Raw genomic sequence first — 18,246 nt, forward strand, 5'->3', positions numbered from 1 at the left:
GATTTAGTTTCTACTTACTTGTTTTACTCCCTTAACGGTTCGTAATTTCTTGATAAGTGTTTCCAGACGTCCGATGTCACTTACCATAACCGTAAGAGTTCCGGAAAACAGTCCGTCATTCGAGTCAATACCAATTGAACGTAGGCTGATACCGTTTTCTTTGGAAATAATAGAAGTAATGTTGGTAACAATACCAATATCATCATGCCCTACAACACGTAGCGTAATAGGATATTGAGTACCTACTGATTTACCCGCCCAACGAGCTTTTACAATCCTGTATCCGAAACGTTCCCGCATTTGTGTTGCATTCGGGCAATCAGACCGATGTATCTTAATACCACCCGATACAGTCACAAACCCGAATACATCATCCCCATAAATAGGATTACAACATTTCGCCAATTTAAACTCAAGCCCTTTCAGATTCTGATCGATGACAAGCACGTCTTCTTTTGAGACCGTTTCTTCCTGAGCCGTTTGTAGGTTATAGCCCTCGGCACTACGGTAAACTATATCGTCATGTGAATCATTGTCCCGTTTCTGTTGTTCAATGTACTTATCAAGAATCTCATTAACATCCAGAGTCTCATCCGCTATCTGCTGATAGAACTCTGTCACATTTTTGAAACCTAACCGTTTGATAAGGCGCATCATCGTTGCCTCATCATATTCCATTTTACGATTCTTGAACTTACGTTCCAGCGTTTCTTTGGCAAAGTCATGCTGGCGTGCCACCATCTCTTTGAGTGCCTGACGTATCTTGGTACGTGCTTTGGAAGTAGTTACAATCGTCAGCCAGCCTTGTTTGGGCGTTTGGGTATTTGAAGTCATGATCTCTACCTGGTCACCACTATTCAGCTTTTGCTTTAATTGAACATTTTTACCATTTACTTTTGCACCAATACATTTACAGCCAAGTTTGCTATGGATATGGAAGGCAAAATCGAGTACTGTAGCTCCTTTGGCAAGTTTGAATAAATCCCCTTTGGGCGTAAATACAAAAACTTCATCCTCATAAAGATCCATTTTGAATTGGTCCATAACTTTCAGAGAGTCATTGTCGGCACTTTCCAAAGCTTCCCTTACAGAAGTCAGCCATTCATCCAGACCAGTCTCACCCTTGATACCTTTGTATCTCCAGTGTGCAGCAAGTCCCCGTTCTGCAATCTCGTCCATTCTGCGGGTACGGATTTGTACTTCCACCCATTTCCCTTCAGGTCCCATAACGGTGATATGCAATGACTCATAACCATTGCTTTTCGGAATAGAAAGCCAGTCACGCAGACGTTTCGGGTTTGGTTGATACATATCGGTAACAATGGAATATACTTGCCAACATTCCTGTTTTTCTTTTGCCGGATCCGGTTCCGAGTCCAGAATGATGCGAATAGCAAACAAGTCATAAATCCCTTCAAAAGGTGTTTTCTGCTTTTGAATTTTGTGCCAGATGGAATGAATTGATTTTGTTCTTCCTTTGATCTCAAAGTTCAGTCCTGCTGCTGATACCTTCTTTTTGATCGGTTCGATGAAAGAAGCAATGTATCTATCGCGTGAAGACTTCGTCTCGTTTAGCTTTTCCTTGATGAAATAGTAAGTATCCCGTTCCGTATATTTCAATGACAAATCCTCCAATTCGGATTTTAGCTTATACAGTCCCAGCTTATGGGCTAGGGGAGCATATAGATATGCTGCCTCATTGGCCACTTTGATACGGTCGTCCTCGTTTTTCGAATCTTTAATTTGGCGCATGATATTCACACGATCTGCTATCATGATAAGAATCACGCGCATATCTTCTGCAAAAGAAAGGAGGAGATTACGGAAATTCTCTGATTCAATAGCCGGACTTTTGGAATAAAGTTCGTTTGTTTTCACCAGTCCCTTGATGATACTTCCCACATCTTCTCCATATTCCGCATTGATTTCTTTCAACGTCAGAATATTACTTTTTACAATTTCGTGAAGCATGATACCAATCAGACACGAACCTTTCATGCCGATCTCTTCAGCTACGATGACTGCCGTTTGTAAATCTCTGATGATGGGATTCATCCCGAAGTTATTGCGTTGCAACCCGTTACATTGGACCGCTTTGATGAGATGTTTCTTTAGTTTTTGACAATCCTTCCAGGAAATACTATCTCCGGCAGATTGCAGCAATTGTCTGTAGAGTGAAAAAAGCTCCTTTCTTTCCTCTGGTGTAAAAAAGTCGTTCATATTCAATCCTGTTAATTCGACGTAAAATTAGTTTTTTTATTGGTTAATCGGTAAGAAGTAAATAACATTTTGTATTTTTGGGCATCAATTAATAAAATTAGGTATTATGATAACGACACAGGACAAAGAGTTGCTAGCCAAGAAAGGTATCACAGAAGAGCAGATAGCCGAGCAACTGGCTTGCTTTCGCAAAGGTTTCCCATATTTGAAATTGGATGCAGCAGCTTCCATAGAGAAAGGTATACTGGCTCCCGATGCAGAAGAGCGGAAGAAATATTTGTCAGCCTGGGACGAATATAAGAATGCTGATAAGACGATTGTGAAATTTGTTCCGGCTTCGGGTGCGGCAAGCCGTATGTTCAAGAATCTTTTTGAGTTTTTGTCCGCCGACTATGACGAACCTACTACTAAGTTTGAACAAACTTTCTTTAACGATATTAAGAACTTCGCTTTTTACGATGATCTGAATGTAGCCTGTCAGCGTACAGCCGGAAAAGATATCCCCGCTTTACTGGAAGCCGGAGAGTATAAGCCAATTGTAACTGCTTTGCTTGATGTTTCCGGATTGAATTACGGAGCATTACCTAAAGGACTGCTCAAATTCCACAAATATCCCGAAGGTGCACGTACTCCGCTGGAAGAACACCTTGCCGAAGGAGCCATGTACGCAGCCGGAAAGAGCGGCAAGGTCAATGTGCACTTCACCGTATCTGCAGAGCACCGCGAACTTTTCAAAATGCTGGTAGACGAGAAGGCTGAAGAATTTGCGAAACGTTACGGAGTGGATTATTACATTACTTTCTCCGAACAGAAACCCTCTACAGATACTATCGCAGCCGATATGGACAATCAACCTTTTCGTGAGAACGATAAACTATTGTTCCGTCCGGGGGGACATGGCGCATTGATTGAAAACCTCAACGATTTGGATGCAGATATTATTTTTATAAAAAATATCGATAACGTTGTTCCCGATAAACTGAAAGCTGATACTGTCACTTACAAAAAGCTGATTGCCGGTGTTTTGGTTACTCTTCAAAAGCAAACTTTCGAATATCTCAAATTACTCGATAGTGGTAAATATACCCACGAACAGGTAGTGGAAATTCTTCAATTCCTGCAAAAGAAACTCTTCTGCAAGAATCCGGAAGTGAAGAATCTTGAAGATTCTGAATTGGCTATTTACTTAAAAGAGAAATTGAACCGTCCAATGCGTGTCTGCGGTATGGTGAAGAACGTAGGCGAACCAGGTGGTGGCCCGTTCCTTGCATATAACAGCGATGGTACAATCTCTCTTCAGATTCTTGAAAGTTCCCAAATTGATATGGATGATCCTCAGAAGAAGGAAATGTTCGAGAAGGGTACACACTTCAATCCGGTAGATCTGGTATGTGCTGTTCGTGATTATAAAGGACATAAATTCGATCTGGTGAAATATGTAGATAAAGCTACGGGATTTATCTCTTATAAATCAAAAAATGGTAAAGAGTTGAAAGCCCTTGAACTTCCCGGTTTGTGGAATGGTGCGATGAGCGATTGGAATACCATATTTGTAGAAGTACCCCTTTCTACCTTTAATCCGGTAAAAACAGTCAATGATCTGTTACGCGAACAACATCAATAAAATGAATAATCAGCAGGGGAAGTGCACCCTGCTTAATTTGTTTATTCAAGTTTTACAAGTTATATTAGCCATCGATAAACTGTAATATATAACTGTATATTAGCAAAAGCAACTGTTGTACTGAACTTCGTAAGGGATCTCTTTTCTTTAAATGCAGAGAGAAATCATCAATAAGAGAGGAGATTCTTCGACAGGTTGAATGACATATAGGGCAACTTATGAAGCTTAAATTAGTTTATATTCAACGACATCAGCATATTAAAAGAGTATTATAGGATGAATCAAATAGAAAAGATCATTGATATTTCGACTTGGAACAGAAGAGAACATTTTGAGCACTTCAGTGCTTTCGATGATCCCTTTTTCGGAGTGACCGTTCATGTTGATTGCACCCGTTCTTATCAAGAGGCAAAAAACAAGGGTGTTTCATTTTCCTTGTTAATTCTACATCGAATTATAACGGCTGCCTATAAAGTAGAGGAATTCCGTTATCGTATTGAAGGAAACCGGGTGGTGTGTTATGATAGCCTTGTTCCTGAAGCAACGGTAGGTCGTGCCGACCACACATTTTCTTTCGCTTCTTTTGAGTATGATGTGGATGAACAAATCTTTATACGTAAAGCAAAAGCTGAGATGGAGCGATTGCAACAGACTACAGGACTCAATAAGGGCGGCACATTTCATCCGAATGCTATTCATTATTCTGCTGTTCCTTGGCTTATTTTTACGGATATGAAGCATCCTACCAATATGCGTTCGGGAGATAGTGTCCCCAAAATATCCACCGGAAAGTACTTTCGGCAAGGAGAAAGACTGATGTTGCCAATTTCTGTTACATGCCATCATGGGTTGATGGATGGCTATCATGTTGCACGATTTATTGAGATTCTCGATTTGTAAACTCTCAAGATTAAACTAGATGAGACACAAGATGTCAAGTTGGAAGGGCATTGCCCTTCGTTCTATACTTTGTTTTTTACCGGGTGCTGCTTTGTGGGGGAACGAAGTTCTTCACGATAGTTTGCCTGAATCTCCCGTACGTTCAGAAGTTTCTAATGTATGTTCGGAATCCTCGCATGATGGAAGTGGGCATTCTTTTGTATGTTGGGAACATTCGAAAGGTAAAAACTTTATCCATCGTTTGGGGATAGAAGCGCGTCCTTCGTATGTTATCCCGACCAATCCTTTCTTAGAAGGAGAGAATGAACGTTGGAAACCTATACAGAGTTCCATTGCCGCCCATTTGAAATACTCTTTCCAGTTTCGTCCCAATACTTGTGCCGATCGCATCTATGGAGGAGCCTATCAAGGTTTGGGAGTAGCCTACTATTCTTTCGGTGATAAGAAGCAACTTGGAGACCCCATTACATTCTACTTGTTTCAGGGTGCGCGGATAGCACATATTACTCCCAGACTTTCTCTTAATTATGAATGGAATTTCGGCCTATCTACCGGCTGGCAACCTTATGATAATAATTATAACTTCTATAATGGAGCAGTCGGTTCCCGGATGAATGCCTACATCAATGCAGGTATCTATCTAAATTGGACGCTTTCCCGTTATTTTGATCTGAATATTGGAGGAGATTTTACTCACTTCTCTAACGGTAATACTAAATTTCCGAATGCCGGTATTAACACGACAGGTGCTAAAATCGGACTTGTTTATAACTTTAACAGAGAAGAAGCTGACCTTACCCAATCATTGCCAAAGCCATCTATAGCCAGATTCCCGCGTCACATTAGTTATGATTTGGTTTTGTTTGGTTCGTGGCGTCGGAAAGGAGTGTATCTGGACGATGATAGGCAAATCGCTTCTCCAGGTGTCTATCCGGTAGCCGGATTTAATTTTGCCCCGATGTATAATGTTAGTTATAAATTCCGTACGGGAGTATCTTTAGACGGAGTATACGATAGCAGTGCAAATGTATATACAAAAGATGTCATCGTGGAATATGGAAGCAGTGCTTCTCCCCGTCGATTTTATAAACCGGGAATTCATCAGCAGCTTGCTTTGGGAGTTTCGGGAAGATTTGAATATGTAATGCCATACTTTACAATTGGTATCGGTTTGGGTACTAATGTTCTTGGCAGAGGAGACTTGAGAGGACTATATCAGGTATTGGCTTTGAAGATAGCTATTACTCGTAGTTCTTTCCTTCATATCGGTTATAATCTTCAGGACTTCCAGACACCTAATTATCTGATGCTGGGATTGGGTTTCCGTTTCCATAATAAATATCCCAAAGTACGCCATTAAGGAGATTGGGCAGTATATTAGTAAATGCTGTTTTTAACGGTAAAAGGAAATAATCTCATCGAAATATACTAATTTTGTAGCACTAATATAAAACACTCAAAATGATGAAGAAAATACTGTTACTCGGTTCCGGAGAACTAGGAAAAGAGTTTGTAATCTCTGCTCAACGTAAAGGGCAACATATCATTGCCTGTGATTCGTATGCTGGAGCACCTGCTATGCAGGTAGCTGACGAATGTGAGGTCTTTGACATGCTGAATGGCGAGGAGTTGGAACGTGTCGTAAAGAAACATCAGCCCGATATTATTGTACCGGAAATTGAAGCCATTCGCACAGAACGTTTGTATGATTTTGAAAAAGATGGCATTCAGGTTGTTCCTAGTGCTCGTGCCGTAAACTTTACCATGAATCGTAAAGCCATTCGTGACTTGGCTGCCAAAGAACTCGGACTGAAAACAGCTAAATATTTCTATGCTAAAACATTAGAAGAGCTGAAAGAAGCTGCAACAAAAGTTGGTTTTCCTTGTGTGGTTAAGCCCTTGATGTCATCTTCTGGCAAAGGACAATCATTGGTAAAGAGTGCTGACGAGCTTGAACATGCTTGGGAATACGGATGTAGTGGTAGTCGTGGTGATATCCGCGAATTGATTATTGAAGAGTTTATCAACTTTGATAGTGAAATTACTTTACTGACCGTTACTCAAAAGAACGGTCCTACCTTGTTCTGTCCCCCTATTGGACATGTACAGAAAGGCGGTGACTATCGTGAAAGCTTCCAACCTGCACACATTGATCCTGCACATTTGAAAGAAGCCGAAGAAATGGCAGAAAAAGTGACTCGTTCTTTGACAGGAGCTGGATTATGGGGGGTAGAATTCTTCCTGAATCATGAAAATGGAGTCTATTTCTCTGAACTTTCTCCCCGTCCGCATGATACCGGTATGGTGACTCTGGCCGGAACACAGAATTTGAATGAATTTGAACTTCATCTGCGTGCTGTACTCGGACTTCCCATTCCGAACATCAAACAGGAACGTATCGGAGCAAGTGCAGTAATTCTGTCTCCGATTGCCAGTCAGGAACGTCCTCAATATCGTGGGCTGGAAGAGGTAACAAAGGAAGAAGACACATATCTCCGTATCTTTGGCAAACCGTTTACTCGGATAAATCGCCGGATGGGAGTAGTACTTTGCTATGCTCCTCTAGGTGCCGATCTGGATGTTTTACGTGATAAGGCAAAAGGGATTGCTGAGAAAGTGGAGGTATATTAATACCTTACTATTTGACAGATACAGAACTTACGTTGCCAATTATTTCCAACCAGCAGGGTAATTCTTGTTATTTAATAACAACGATATTTTTACAAGTGTAACAGAAACGAAAAAGTGTTTCTGTTACACACATAAACAAAACGAAGAAGATATGATTATGGGAAAGTTGATCTTAACTCTTTGTATGATGTTTTTTATTAGTTCGATGTCTGCTCAACGCGCAGACATGAGAATTAAGGAGTTGTTAGATAAGGCTGATTATTTTACTCTGGAAGAAGAATATCCGTCTTTGAAAGATTCAGTGCAGACGGTTATTTTAAAACTTTTTGCTAAGACAATGATAGATTACAATTTCAATCTTATGCAACTAACACTTGAGGATATCAGAGAATTAGTAATCAATCATCAAAGGGAGCTAGGATTTGAAAATACAGCCAATCTTGTTTCTCTAACCAGTCTTTGTTACGGACGACTAGGTAATTACGCGAATGCAGCTGATAATCTGAAGAATTTTCTGGACCAAGTAAAATCAATGGGACTTAAAGACGGTTTATCATCTTTTGAAGAAATGTATGTCGGGTTTGATGAATTGCAAAAGTTTCCGGCTCCCAACATTTCTCGTCCCGAAAGAGATGTTGAAATCCCTATTTCCATAGAGCCATTCAAAGTCTCGAAATCTGTTGAGCCTACCGGAGTTCGTGGCACGCATTTATACCTTCCTGTAACTATACATGGCAAAGAATATAAGTTTATATTAGACACAGGCTCCTCCCATAGTTTCATTCCTGAACGGCTTGCAAAAGACATGAAATTGCACGTATTCAAAGACTCTGTTATTATTAACAAAAATACTGAAAATATCAGTTATGGTATGAATGCTTATTTGGACAGTATGCAAATAGGCGATATTACGTACAGAAATGTCATTGTATGTATTCCTAAGACTACTGTCGCAGTGGATAATATTGCTCAAGTAGATGCTATTTTAGGCTTGGATTTCATCCTGTTGATGAAAGAACTCCAGATATATCCAAAGGAAAAGAAGATTATTTTTCCTGTTAAATATACGTCACTCCCTGAAACTGGTCGGAATTTGATGCTGAGGATAGATAATCATTTGATACTAAAAGTATACGGAAGCAATAACGAACGTTTATTATTTCATTTAGATACGGGAAATACAAAAGCCGATTTATTCTATTCATATTATTCAGAACATAAAGCTGAGATTGACAGCAAAGCCGTAAAAAGTACAATTACCGGTGGTGGATTAGGTTATGTGGAGACAAAAGAAATACTCCATATCCCTTCCATATCCCTTAAGATTGGAGATATACCGGCTGAAATAAAAGACATTCGAGTAAATCCGGTAGCTGGTAACAATAAAATGCAAGATAGTGATATCATGCTACTGGACGGTGCTATGGGAATGGATCTAATTAATATTTTTCCAAAAATTGTCATTAATCTAAAGGATATGTTTATGTCATTTTGATTTCATTGATTTTTGATTTATATCTTCCCAGGCATTTCTATATCTTTGAAGGCAACGCACATTACATTATCAGTCGTTCCGTTGAATATATAAGGCCTCACAGAAGTTACATGCTGGGCATTCCCCGAACCGGATAAGTTGATGCGAGTTCAAAAAGCACAGGCATGCAACATACCTGATTTGTATAATGAACTAACACTATAAAAGTTTAAAGCGCATGATTAATTCATTGACATCTTTGCGATTTATATTCGCTATGATGGTTTTTCTGGCACATTGCTATGTAATTGACAGTTGTTTTGATATTCATTTTTTTAAAGAGGGATTTGTTGGAGTCAGTTTCTTTTTTGTACTAAGTGGTTTTATTATAGCCTACAACTATCAAAAGAGACTTGGTGAGAGAAAGATAATTAAACGTACTTTTTGGGTGGCACGTATAGCACGTATTTATCCTTTGCATTGGCTGACTCTGTTTATAGCTGCCATTATGGGTAATTATGCAATGGAATCAGGGGCTATGGACTGGTGCAAACATTTCTTTACTTCACTCATCTTGGTAAACGCTTACATACCCCAAGACAATTATTTTTTCTACCTCAACAGTCCTTCGTGGAGTTTATGTTGCGAACAGCTTTTTTACATTTGTTTTCCCTTTCTTGTACCATTGACCAAAAACTATAGAAAACTATTATGCATTTTTTTGATTAGTGCGATACTAGTTGTAGTCGGTATGTATTATACCCCAATAGAAAGCATCAAAGGATTTTGGTATGTTAATCCGATTACCCGGCTTCCGGATTTTATGGTTGGTATCTTATTGTTTCGGTTATACAGCTATTTAAAAAACAAAAATATCACTTCTTTTCAAGGGAGTATCATTGAATTTGTATCAATAGCTTTATTTTTTGTATTTTATCTCTATGCGGTTGAGATTCCTAAAGTGTATCGATATTCCTGTTACTATTGGCTTCCAGTTGCATTTATCCTGATTAGTTTTTCTTTGCAAAAAGGGGTTATTTCACATCTTTTGTCCAATCGCTTTTTAGTAATTGGCGGAGAAATAAGTTACAGTTTCTATCTAATTCACCTTTTGGTATTGTTGCCTTATGCAGAATGGCAAGAAGAAAGTGGCTTGCATATAGACTGGTATATTGCCGTTCCGGTTCTATTCTGTATCATTCTCTTATTGAGCCTACTTTCTTACTACTATTTTGAAAAGCCGATGAATAAACTAGTTAAAAAACTGTTGGATATACAACCGGTAAAATAACTTGTAGATCTTGCAATACTTTCCAATGTTTATTTGCAGATAGTTTTAGAGTAAGGATATACATCGGATATACTTGCGGTATGATAAGTCAAAAGAACATCTCAACTACTCTTTGCACGAAAAAAAAAAGAAAAGTGCCCAATAAACCTTTTGTGCCTAGATACAAAACTAGTTGCCTATCTTACTATTATTTCTATTAGCTAACTGATTAAACATGACCTATTCTGATGGAAACTAAATTCATGCTTATAGTTTCGTCTGTTATTTTAGTAGAAAAATAAAGTGTTAACTTTATAAGTGTAATATACATATGCTGTTTTTGGTCATTTTGTAGTATTTGTTGGGCTAACAATTGTTATTGAAGGACAATTTTTGAAAAAGAGAGGACAATGATTGAATTTTGTTCCTACATTTGCGAAGTTGTTTATCTAACTATTTTCTTAAGAAAGAAAATGGATAAATTGAACAAAAGCCATTTTCGGCTGTTTATTATTATAGTAAAAACAGGTAAAACGCGAAATGCATCGCTTGTCACGCTATACTTTAAAATAGTAAAACAGGAAAGAATAATATAAATAATAAGATTGCTTATGTCACAGATTATCGGACATATCTCTCAGGTCATCGGACCGGTGGTCGATGTGTACTTTGAAGGCACAGATGCGGAGCTAATGTTGCCAAGCATCCACGACGCATTGGAGATAAAGAGGCCTAACGGCAAAATACTGGTTGTAGAAGTTCAGCAACACATCGGTGAAAATACAGTACGCACTGTGGCAATGGACAGTACCGACGGTCTCCAAAGAGGTATGAAAGTACATCCTACGGGAGGACCGATCACCATGCCGGTAGGCGAACAAATCAAAGGTCGGCTGATGAATGTTGTCGGCGACTCTATCGATGGTATGAAAGATTTAAGTCGCGAAGGTGCATATTCTATTCACCGCGATCCACCTAAATTTGAAGATCTGACTACTGTACAAGAAGTACTTTTTACAGGTATCAAGGTGATCGACTTGCTGGAACCGTATGCCAAAGGTGGTAAGATCGGTTTGTTTGGTGGTGCAGGAGTAGGAAAAACCGTATTGATCCAGGAACTTATCAACAATATTGCCAAGAAACATAACGGTTTCTCCGTTTTCGCAGGAGTGGGTGAGCGTACGCGTGAAGGTAACGACTTGCTTCGTGAAATGATTGAGTCCGGAGTTATCCGTTATGGTGAAGCGTTTAAAGAGGGAATGGAGAAAGGTGACTGGGATCTCTCTAAAGTAGATTATAACGAATTGGAGAAATCGCAGGTATCACTAGTGTTCGGTCAGATGAACGAACCTCCGGGGGCACGTGCTTCGGTAGCATTGTCGGGACTGACGGTAGCGGAGTCTTTTCGTGACGCAGGAACTGAAGGCGAGAAGCGGGATATTCTGTTTTTTATTGATAATATTTTCCGTTTCACACAGGCAGGTTCGGAGGTTTCGGCTTTGTTAGGGCGTATGCCTTCTGCTGTTGGTTATCAACCTACACTGGCTACGGAAATGGGTGCTATGCAGGAACGTATCACTTCTACACGAAAAGGTTCTATCACTTCCGTACAGGCTGTGTATGTGCCTGCCGACGACTTAACCGACCCAGCTCCGGCAACTACTTTCAGTCATTTGGATGCAACGACTGTACTCGACCGTAAAATTACCGAACTTGGTATTTATCCGGCTGTAGATCCGTTGGCATCTACCTCTCGTATCCTCGATCCGCATATCGTCGGTCAAGAACATTACGACATAGCCCAGCGTGTGAAACAGATTCTTCAGCGCAACAAAGAATTGCAGGATATCATCTCCATCCTCGGTATGGAAGAACTTTCTGATGAAGATAAGATGGTCGTGAATCGTGCCCGTCGTGTGCAACGTTTTCTTTCGCAGCCGTTTGCCGTTGCCGAACAGTTTACGGGAGTTCCTGGCGTAATGGTGTCTATTGAAGATACCATCAAAGGTTTCCGGATGATTCTGGACGGTGGAGTGGACAATCTGCCCGAACAGGCATTCCTGAATGTAGGAACCATTGAGGAAGCGATAGAGAAAGGTAAGAAAATACTTGGGCAAGCAAAGAAGTAATTGAAATGTAGCTACGGACGACATGTTTCCTGTTATTCCGGTTCGTGTAGTCTGTGACTGCCTAAATAAAAAGATATGTTGAAGAAACTGCATTTGAGTATAGTGTCGCCCGAAAAGAGCATATTCGACGGAGATGTAAGTATTGTTACTTTACCGGGAACGCTCGGTTCGTTTTCTATTTTACCGGGGCACGCGCCTATCGTCTCGTCGTTACAGGCGGGGAGGTTAACTTATACTCTGGAGGAAGGCGGAGAAGAGTACACACTTGACATTCAGGGTGGTTTTGTGGAGATGAGCGATAATACGGCTTCAGTTTGTATTTCGTAAAAGGAGAAAACCCCAGTTGGGAAATGCTTCATTTTGAAGAGATGGCTCTTATGAGAACCAATCTTTTATAAAGAAAGTGTTGCATCACAGGAATGGAAAAGACGAGATGATAATTAGTACAGAAACATTAATTAATACTGCTTATATAGCTTTTACAGCTTATAATGCGAAAAACACAATGGCATGATGAATATTAGTAAGACTAAACGGAACTTTATAGGCTCTCTCACTTTGTTTACCGTACTTAGTGGAGGGATTGGAGCACTTATTTTGCATAAAGCTTTACCGGGACATTATTTCGGAGGTTATCCGTTAATACCGGTTTATTTTTATTTTTTTGGTTTGTTCTCTATCTTTATGTTCGATGCATGCCGGCGTCACGCTCCGCAGAAATTGGTGTTACTGTATTTGGCAATGAAGGTGATGAAAATAATTCTTTCGGTGATACTGCTATTGATTTACTGTATCGTGGTACGCCAGGAAGCAAAAGCCTTTATGCTAACGTTTATCTCGTTCTATCTGTTGTATCTGATATACGAAACATGGTTCTTCTTCTCATTTGAGGTAAACCTGAAACAGAAAAAGAAAAATAAAAAAGAAAATGAAACAGTTGGGTAATATAATAGCTCCGTTGATTCTGTTCTGCCTGATGACGGCGGGAATATCTGCCTTTGCACAGGCACAGGTCGGAACAGCTTTGCAAACACAAAGTGAAGTGAGTTCACAAGAGCAGAAAGAAAATACCGTCGATGTGAAAGGTATCGTATTCGGACATATAGGAGACTCTTACGAATGGCATATTACGACATGGGGTAAAACTCAGATAATAATGCCATTACCTATTATTGTTTATAGTAAAAATTCAGGTTGGCATATCTTCCTATCTTCTCGTCTTGAAGAAAACGGAGGTACTTACGAAGGACTTTCCATTGCTCCTGCAGGCAGTAAATATGAAGGTAAATTGGTAGAGTATAATGCAGCCGGAGACGAAGTCCGTCCATGGGATATTTCCATTACGAAGGTAACGTTTGCACTGTTGTTCAACAGTTTGCTGCTGCTGGTCATCATACTGTGTGTAGCTCACTGGTACCGTAAGCGTCCACGCGGTTCACTTGCACCGGGCGGTTTCATCGGATTAATGGAAATGTTTATCATGATGGTGAATGATGATATCATCAAGAGTTGTGCGGGTCCCAACTATCGCAAATTTGCCCCTTATCTGCTCACAGCGTTTTTCTTCATCTTCATCAACAATATAATGGGATTGATTCCCTTCTTTCCCGGAGGCGCGAATGTGACAGGAAACATTGCTATCACAATGGTACTTGCTGTTTGTACATTCTTGATGGTCAATATCTTTGGTACGAAACACTACTGGAAAGATATCTTCTGGCCAGATGTACCTTGGTGGTTGAAAGTGCCTGTTCCGATGATGCCATTCATCGAGTTTTTCGGTATCTTTACGAAACCGTTCGCCTTGATGATCCGTCTTTTTGCCAATATGCTGGCAGGACATATGGCAATGCTGGTACTTACCTGCCTGATCTTTATTTCGGCAAGCATGGGGCCTGCGCTGAATGGCACACTGACGGTAGCTTCCGTACTCTTCAACATCTTTATGAATGCACTCGAACTGTTGGTAGCTTTCATTCAGGCGTATGTGTTTACAATGCTTTCGGCAGTATTCATCGGGCTTGCCCAGGAAGGTGCGAAAGTGAAAGAAAATAAATAATAAACGAGAAAATAAACCATTTTAAAACAGAAAATTATGTTATTATCAGTATTGTTACAAGCAACTGCAGCAGCAGTAGGAGTAAGTAAATTAGGTGCAGCTATCGGTGCAGGTCTTGCAGTAATCGGAGCTGGTTTGGGTATTGGTAAAATTGGTAGTTCGGCTATGGAAGCTATTGCCCGTCAGCCGGAAGCGTCGGGAGACATCCGTATGAACATGATTATCGCGGCGGCTCTGATCGAAGGTGTGGCTTTGCTAGCTGTAGTAGTTTGTCTGTTGGTATTCTTCCTTTAAAAAATACAACAAATGTCATTACTATTACCCGATAGTGGCCTGTTGTTCTGGATGGTTGTCGCATTCGGAATTGTGTTTGTGATATTGGCCAAATACGGCTTTCCCATCATTATCAAGATGGTGGAAGACCGTAAGATCTATATCGACCAATCTTTAGAGGTGGCAAGGGAAGCCAATGCTCAGTTGTCTAAACTCAAAGAGGAAGGCGACGCTTTGGTAGCTGCTGCTAACAAGGAACAGGGACACATCTTGAAGGAGGCAATGGAAGAGCGTGACAAGATTATTCACGAGGCCCGTAAACAAGCTGAGAAAGCTGCTCAAAAGGAGTTGGAGTTGGTGAAAAAACAAATTCAGATTGAGAAAGAAGAAGCTATCCGCGATATTCGTAAGCAGGTAGCTATCCTTTCGGTCGATATTGCCGAGAAAGTACTCCGCAAAAACCTTGATGACAAAGAGGAACAAATGGGCATGATAGACCGTATGCTGGATGAAGTATTAACAAGAAATAAGAACTAAAAGATGGATGTCGGAATACTTTCAATGCGATATGCCAAGGCTATGATTGAATATGCACAGGAAAAAGATGTTGAGGACAGGGTCTATCAGGAGTTTGTCACGCTGTCGTACTGTTTCAGGAAACAGCCGGCATTGAGCGAGGCACTTGACAATCCTATTATCCCGTTCGAAGAGAAAGTGTCGTTGATCTGTACGGCTGCCGATGGAGAGGGTGAATCAAGCAGTGAGTTTGTCCGCTTCATCACAATGGTATTGAAAAACAAGCGTGAAGGTTATTTGCAGTTTATCGCTTTGATGTATATGGATTTGTACAGGAAACTGAAACATATCGGAATAGGAAGACTCATAACGGCTGTCCCTGTAAACAAGGAGACGGAGCACCGTATCCGTTCTACTGCAGCGCATATATTGCATTCAAAAATGGAACTGGAAACGGTAGTAGACCCGACGATCGAAGGTGGATTTATCTTCGATATTAATGATTACCGGTTGGACGCTAGCATTGCTACGCAGTTGAAACGAGTGAAACAACAGTTTATAGATAAGAATAGGAGAATTGTATAATGGCTGATAATATAAAAGTAAGCGAAGTATCCGAAATATTGCGCAAGCAGCTTGAAGGAATCAACACCAGCGTGCAGCTTGATGAAATAGGCACAGTGCTACAGGTGAGCGACGGCGTGGTGCGTATCTACGGACTTCGGAACGCTGAAGCGAATGAATTGCTGGAATTTGACAACGGTATCAAAGCAATCGTGATGAACCTCGAAGAGGATAATGTGGGTGCTGTATTGCTTGGTCCTACCGATCGTATCAAAGAGGGATTTATCGTGAAACGTACCAAGCGTATTGCCTCCATTCGCGTGGGTGAAGGAATGTTGGGACGTGTCATTGACCCGTTGGGTGAAGCGCTCGATGGTAAGGGAATGATAGGCGGTGAGCTCTACGAAATGCCGTTGGAACGTAAAGCACCGGGAGTAATTTACCGTCAGCCCGTAAACCAACCGTTGCAAACTGGATTGAAAGCGGTGGATGCCATGATTCCTATCGGTCGCGGACAGCGTGAGTTGGTTATTGGTGACCGTCAGACAGGAAAGACTTCCATTGCCATTGATACGATTATCAATCAGCGTAGCAATTTTCTGGCAGGTGATCCTGTGTATTGTATTTATGTTGCTATCGGTCAGAAAGGTTCTACAGTAGCTTCTATCGTGAATACACTCCGCGAATATGGAGCGATGGATTATACCATTGTCGTAGCTGCTACGGCGGGTGATCCGGCTGCTTTGCAGTATTATGCTCCGTTTGCAGGTGCCGCTATTGGAGAATACTTCCGTGATACCGGTCGTCATGCATTGGTAGTTTATGATGACCTTTCCAAACAGGCAGTCGCATATCGTGAGGTGTCATTGATCCTTCGTCGTCCTTCCGGGCGTGAAGCCTATCCGGGTGATATCTTCTATCTGCATTCCCGTCTGTTGGAACGTGCGGCAAAGATCATCAATCAGGAAGAGGTAGCACGCGAAATGAATGACTTACCTGAGTCACTGAAAGGGATAATAAAAGGAGGTGGTTCGTTGACTGCATTGCCAATCATTGAAACACAAGCAGGTGACGTTTCTGCTTATATCCCAACAAACGTGATCTCTATCACAGACGGACAGATATTCCTCGAAACGGATCTGTTTAATCAGGGCGTGCGCCCAGCTATTAATGTCGGTATCTCTGTATCTCGTGTGGGGGGAAATGCCCAGATCAAGGCAATGAAGAAAGTAGCCGGAACGTTAAAAATAGACCAAGCACAGTATCGTGAATTGGAGGCCTTCTCTAAGTTCAGTAGTGACATGGATCCTATTACGGCATTGACTATCGACAAGGGACGTAAAAATTCCCAATTGCTGATTCAGCCTCAATATAGTCCGATGCCGGTAGAACAGCAGATCGCTATTCTGTATTGTGGTACGCATGGATTGCTTCATAGTGTGCCTTTGGATAAGGTGCAGGACTTTGAAAGTAGTTTCATCGAATCTCTACAACTGAATCATCAGAAAGATGTGTTGGATGTTCTGAAAACAGGAGTGATCAACGATGATGTGACGAATGCGATTGAAGCAACAGCCGCTATGGTTGCCAAACAATATTTGTAATACGAAAAACTTTTAAATTAAAAAGTCTATGGCTTCACTGAAAGAGGTAAAAACAAGAATAAATTCGGTACAGAGTACCCGGAAAATCACTTCAGCAATGAAGATGGTTGCTTCTGCCAAGTTGCATAAAGCGCAAGCAGCTATCGAGAATATGTTGCCTTATCAGAAGAAGTTGAACAAGATACTGGCTAACTTCCTGAGTGCTGACCTTCCGGTGAAATCACCTTATGTGAATAAGCATGAGGTGAAGCGTGTTGCAATCGTTGTCTTTTCTTCGAATACTTCCCTTTGCGGCGCTTTCAATGCGAATGTTATCAAGATGTTGATGCAGACAATAGGCGAATTCCGTACGTTGGGACAGGATAATATTCTAATATTTCCGATAGGAAAAAAGGTGGAGGAAGCAGCAAAACGGATGGGTTTCTCTACACAGGAAACGCCTCCTATGCTCTCAGACAAACCATCGTATCAGGATGCTGCTGATCTGGCACATCATTTGATGGAAATGTACGTGTCAGGGGAAGTGGATTGTGTAGAATTGATCTATCATCATTTCAAATCGATGGGTGTACAGATCCTGTTGCGCGAAACATATCTGCCTATTGACCTTACTCGTGTGGTAGATCAGGATGAACAGCTGGAAGCGGAACGTGTGATTGTAAACGATTATATCATTGAACCGTCTGCTGAACAACTGATTGCCGACCTGATTCCGACTGTGTTGAGTCAGAAGATTTTTACTGCTGCTACGGATTCTAATGCCTCGGAACATGCTGCCCGTACACTTGCCATGCAGGTCGCTACGGACAATGCTAATGATTTGATACAGGATTTGACGAAGCAGTATAATAAGTCTCGCCAACAGGCTATTACAAATGAATTGCTTGATATTGTGGGAGGCTCTATGAAATAGACTCATTAGGTGTTATTCCGAATAAGGGCTTAGAGTGCTATTATTATATCTGGTGCTTATTCATTGAAA

General features: G+C 40.9%; 16 protein-coding genes. 15 read left to right on the forward strand and 1 reads right to left on the reverse strand.

The window, feature by feature from the left end:
* Window positions 1-3: 3 nt before the first annotated feature.
* Window positions 4-2,220 carry a RelA/SpoT family protein gene (locus CZ225_RS11435; RefSeq protein ID WP_077154143.1) on the reverse strand — a complete coding sequence of 739 codons (2,217 nt, stop codon included), beginning with the start codon at window positions 2,218-2,220 and terminating at the stop codon, window positions 4-6.
* 106 nt (window positions 2,221-2,326) lie between these two features.
* Here CZ225_RS11435 and CZ225_RS11440 point away from each other — a divergent pair, with 106 nt between their 5' ends.
* The 15 genes from CZ225_RS11440 (at window position 2,327) to CZ225_RS11515 (ending at window position 18,177) form a co-directional block, all read left to right on the forward strand.
* The gene (locus tag CZ225_RS11440) at window positions 2,327-3,844 is read left to right on the forward strand and encodes a DUF4301 family protein (RefSeq protein ID WP_077154144.1); all 1,518 of its coding nucleotides are present in this window, start codon (window positions 2,327-2,329) and stop codon (window positions 3,842-3,844) included.
* 276 nt (window positions 3,845-4,120) lie between these two features.
* Window positions 4,121-4,744, forward strand: a complete 624-nt coding sequence (locus tag CZ225_RS11445; RefSeq protein ID WP_077154145.1) for a chloramphenicol acetyltransferase — start codon at window positions 4,121-4,123, stop codon at window positions 4,742-4,744.
* A 19-nt stretch (window positions 4,745-4,763) separates the two neighbouring features.
* On the forward strand, window positions 4,764-6,104 hold the full coding sequence (locus tag CZ225_RS11450) for an acyloxyacyl hydrolase (protein WP_077154146.1): 1,341 nt from the start codon (window positions 4,764-4,766) through the stop codon (window positions 6,102-6,104).
* A gap of 104 nt (window positions 6,105-6,208) precedes the next feature.
* Complete coding sequence (purT, locus tag CZ225_RS11455; RefSeq protein WP_077155795.1) at window positions 6,209-7,375, forward strand: formate-dependent phosphoribosylglycinamide formyltransferase; 1,167 nt, start codon at window positions 6,209-6,211, stop codon at window positions 7,373-7,375.
* A gap of 157 nt (window positions 7,376-7,532) precedes the next feature.
* The gene (locus tag CZ225_RS11460; RefSeq protein ID WP_077154147.1) at window positions 7,533-8,870 is read left to right on the forward strand and encodes a retropepsin-like aspartic protease; all 1,338 of its coding nucleotides are present in this window, start codon (window positions 7,533-7,535) and stop codon (window positions 8,868-8,870) included.
* Between the two features lie 217 nt (window positions 8,871-9,087).
* Entirely contained in the window at window positions 9,088-10,140 is a 1,053-nt protein-coding gene (locus CZ225_RS11465; RefSeq protein ID WP_077154148.1) for an acyltransferase family protein, read from the forward strand.
* 590 nt (window positions 10,141-10,730) lie between these two features.
* Window positions 10,731-12,248: a F0F1 ATP synthase subunit beta gene (gene atpD / locus CZ225_RS11475; RefSeq protein WP_077154150.1), complete on the forward strand. Its 1,518-nt coding sequence runs from the start codon at window positions 10,731-10,733 to the stop codon at window positions 12,246-12,248.
* Between the two features lie 75 nt (window positions 12,249-12,323).
* Window positions 12,324-12,575 carry a F0F1 ATP synthase subunit delta/epsilon gene (locus CZ225_RS11480; protein WP_200800548.1) on the forward strand — a complete coding sequence of 84 codons (252 nt, stop codon included), beginning with the start codon at window positions 12,324-12,326 and terminating at the stop codon, window positions 12,573-12,575.
* Between the two features lie 183 nt (window positions 12,576-12,758).
* Window positions 12,759-13,193 (forward strand): hypothetical protein, encoded by a 435-nt coding sequence (locus CZ225_RS11485; RefSeq protein ID WP_077154151.1) that lies wholly within the window; start codon window positions 12,759-12,761, stop codon window positions 13,191-13,193.
* Entirely contained in the window at window positions 13,177-14,307 is a 1,131-nt protein-coding gene (gene atpB, locus CZ225_RS11490; protein ID WP_077154152.1) for a F0F1 ATP synthase subunit A, read from the forward strand. Before CZ225_RS11485 ends, atpB begins: the two co-directional genes overlap by 17 nt.
* A 36-nt stretch (window positions 14,308-14,343) precedes the next feature.
* The gene (atpE, locus tag CZ225_RS11495; protein ID WP_004308863.1) at window positions 14,344-14,601 is read left to right on the forward strand and encodes an ATP synthase F0 subunit C; all 258 of its coding nucleotides are present in this window, start codon (window positions 14,344-14,346) and stop codon (window positions 14,599-14,601) included.
* Between the two features lie 12 nt (window positions 14,602-14,613).
* Window positions 14,614-15,117 carry a F0F1 ATP synthase subunit B gene (gene atpF, locus CZ225_RS11500; protein ID WP_077154153.1) on the forward strand — a complete coding sequence of 168 codons (504 nt, stop codon included), beginning with the start codon at window positions 14,614-14,616 and terminating at the stop codon, window positions 15,115-15,117.
* Window positions 15,118-15,120: 3 nt separating this feature from the next.
* Window positions 15,121-15,681, forward strand: coding sequence for a F0F1 ATP synthase subunit delta (locus CZ225_RS11505; protein WP_077154154.1), 561 nt, complete (start codon window positions 15,121-15,123; stop codon window positions 15,679-15,681).
* Window positions 15,681-17,264, forward strand: a complete 1,584-nt coding sequence (atpA, locus tag CZ225_RS11510; protein WP_077154155.1) for a F0F1 ATP synthase subunit alpha — start codon at window positions 15,681-15,683, stop codon at window positions 17,262-17,264. The genes CZ225_RS11505 and atpA overlap by 1 nt, the downstream gene beginning before the upstream one ends.
* 28 nt (window positions 17,265-17,292) lie before the next feature.
* Window positions 17,293-18,177 carry a F0F1 ATP synthase subunit gamma gene (locus CZ225_RS11515; protein ID WP_077154156.1) on the forward strand — a complete coding sequence of 295 codons (885 nt, stop codon included), beginning with the start codon at window positions 17,293-17,295 and terminating at the stop codon, window positions 18,175-18,177.
* Window positions 18,178-18,246 lie beyond the last annotated feature (69 nt).

This window comes from Bacteroides bouchesdurhonensis, assembly GCF_900155865.1.
Lineage (GTDB): Bacteria > Bacteroidota > Bacteroidia > Bacteroidales > Bacteroidaceae > Bacteroides > Bacteroides bouchesdurhonensis.

Coding starts and splice junctions, on each gene's coding strand:
- CZ225_RS11435 (WP_077154143.1), bottom strand. CDS start 2,220: ATGAACGACTTTTTTACACCAGAGGAAAGAAAGGAGCTTTTTTCACTC.
- CZ225_RS11440 (WP_077154144.1), top strand. CDS start 2,327: ATGATAACGACACAGGACAAAGAGTTGCTAGCCAAGAAAGGTATCACA.
- CZ225_RS11445 (WP_077154145.1), top strand. CDS start 4,121: ATGAATCAAATAGAAAAGATCATTGATATTTCGACTTGGAACAGAAGA.
- CZ225_RS11450 (WP_077154146.1), top strand. CDS start 4,764: ATGAGACACAAGATGTCAAGTTGGAAGGGCATTGCCCTTCGTTCTATA.
- purT (WP_077155795.1), top strand. CDS start 6,209: ATGAAGAAAATACTGTTACTCGGTTCCGGAGAACTAGGAAAAGAGTTT.
- CZ225_RS11460 (WP_077154147.1), top strand. CDS start 7,533: ATGGGAAAGTTGATCTTAACTCTTTGTATGATGTTTTTTATTAGTTCG.
- CZ225_RS11465 (WP_077154148.1), top strand. CDS start 9,088: ATGATTAATTCATTGACATCTTTGCGATTTATATTCGCTATGATGGTT.
- atpD (WP_077154150.1), top strand. CDS start 10,731: ATGTCACAGATTATCGGACATATCTCTCAGGTCATCGGACCGGTGGTC.
- CZ225_RS11480 (WP_200800548.1), top strand. CDS start 12,324: ATGTTGAAGAAACTGCATTTGAGTATAGTGTCGCCCGAAAAGAGCATA.
- CZ225_RS11485 (WP_077154151.1), top strand. CDS start 12,759: ATGATGAATATTAGTAAGACTAAACGGAACTTTATAGGCTCTCTCACT.
- atpB (WP_077154152.1), top strand. CDS start 13,177: ATGAAACAGTTGGGTAATATAATAGCTCCGTTGATTCTGTTCTGCCTG.
- atpE (WP_004308863.1), top strand. CDS start 14,344: ATGTTATTATCAGTATTGTTACAAGCAACTGCAGCAGCAGTAGGAGTA.
- atpF (WP_077154153.1), top strand. CDS start 14,614: ATGTCATTACTATTACCCGATAGTGGCCTGTTGTTCTGGATGGTTGTC.
- CZ225_RS11505 (WP_077154154.1), top strand. CDS start 15,121: ATGGATGTCGGAATACTTTCAATGCGATATGCCAAGGCTATGATTGAA.
- atpA (WP_077154155.1), top strand. CDS start 15,681: ATGGCTGATAATATAAAAGTAAGCGAAGTATCCGAAATATTGCGCAAG.
- CZ225_RS11515 (WP_077154156.1), top strand. CDS start 17,293: ATGGCTTCACTGAAAGAGGTAAAAACAAGAATAAATTCGGTACAGAGT.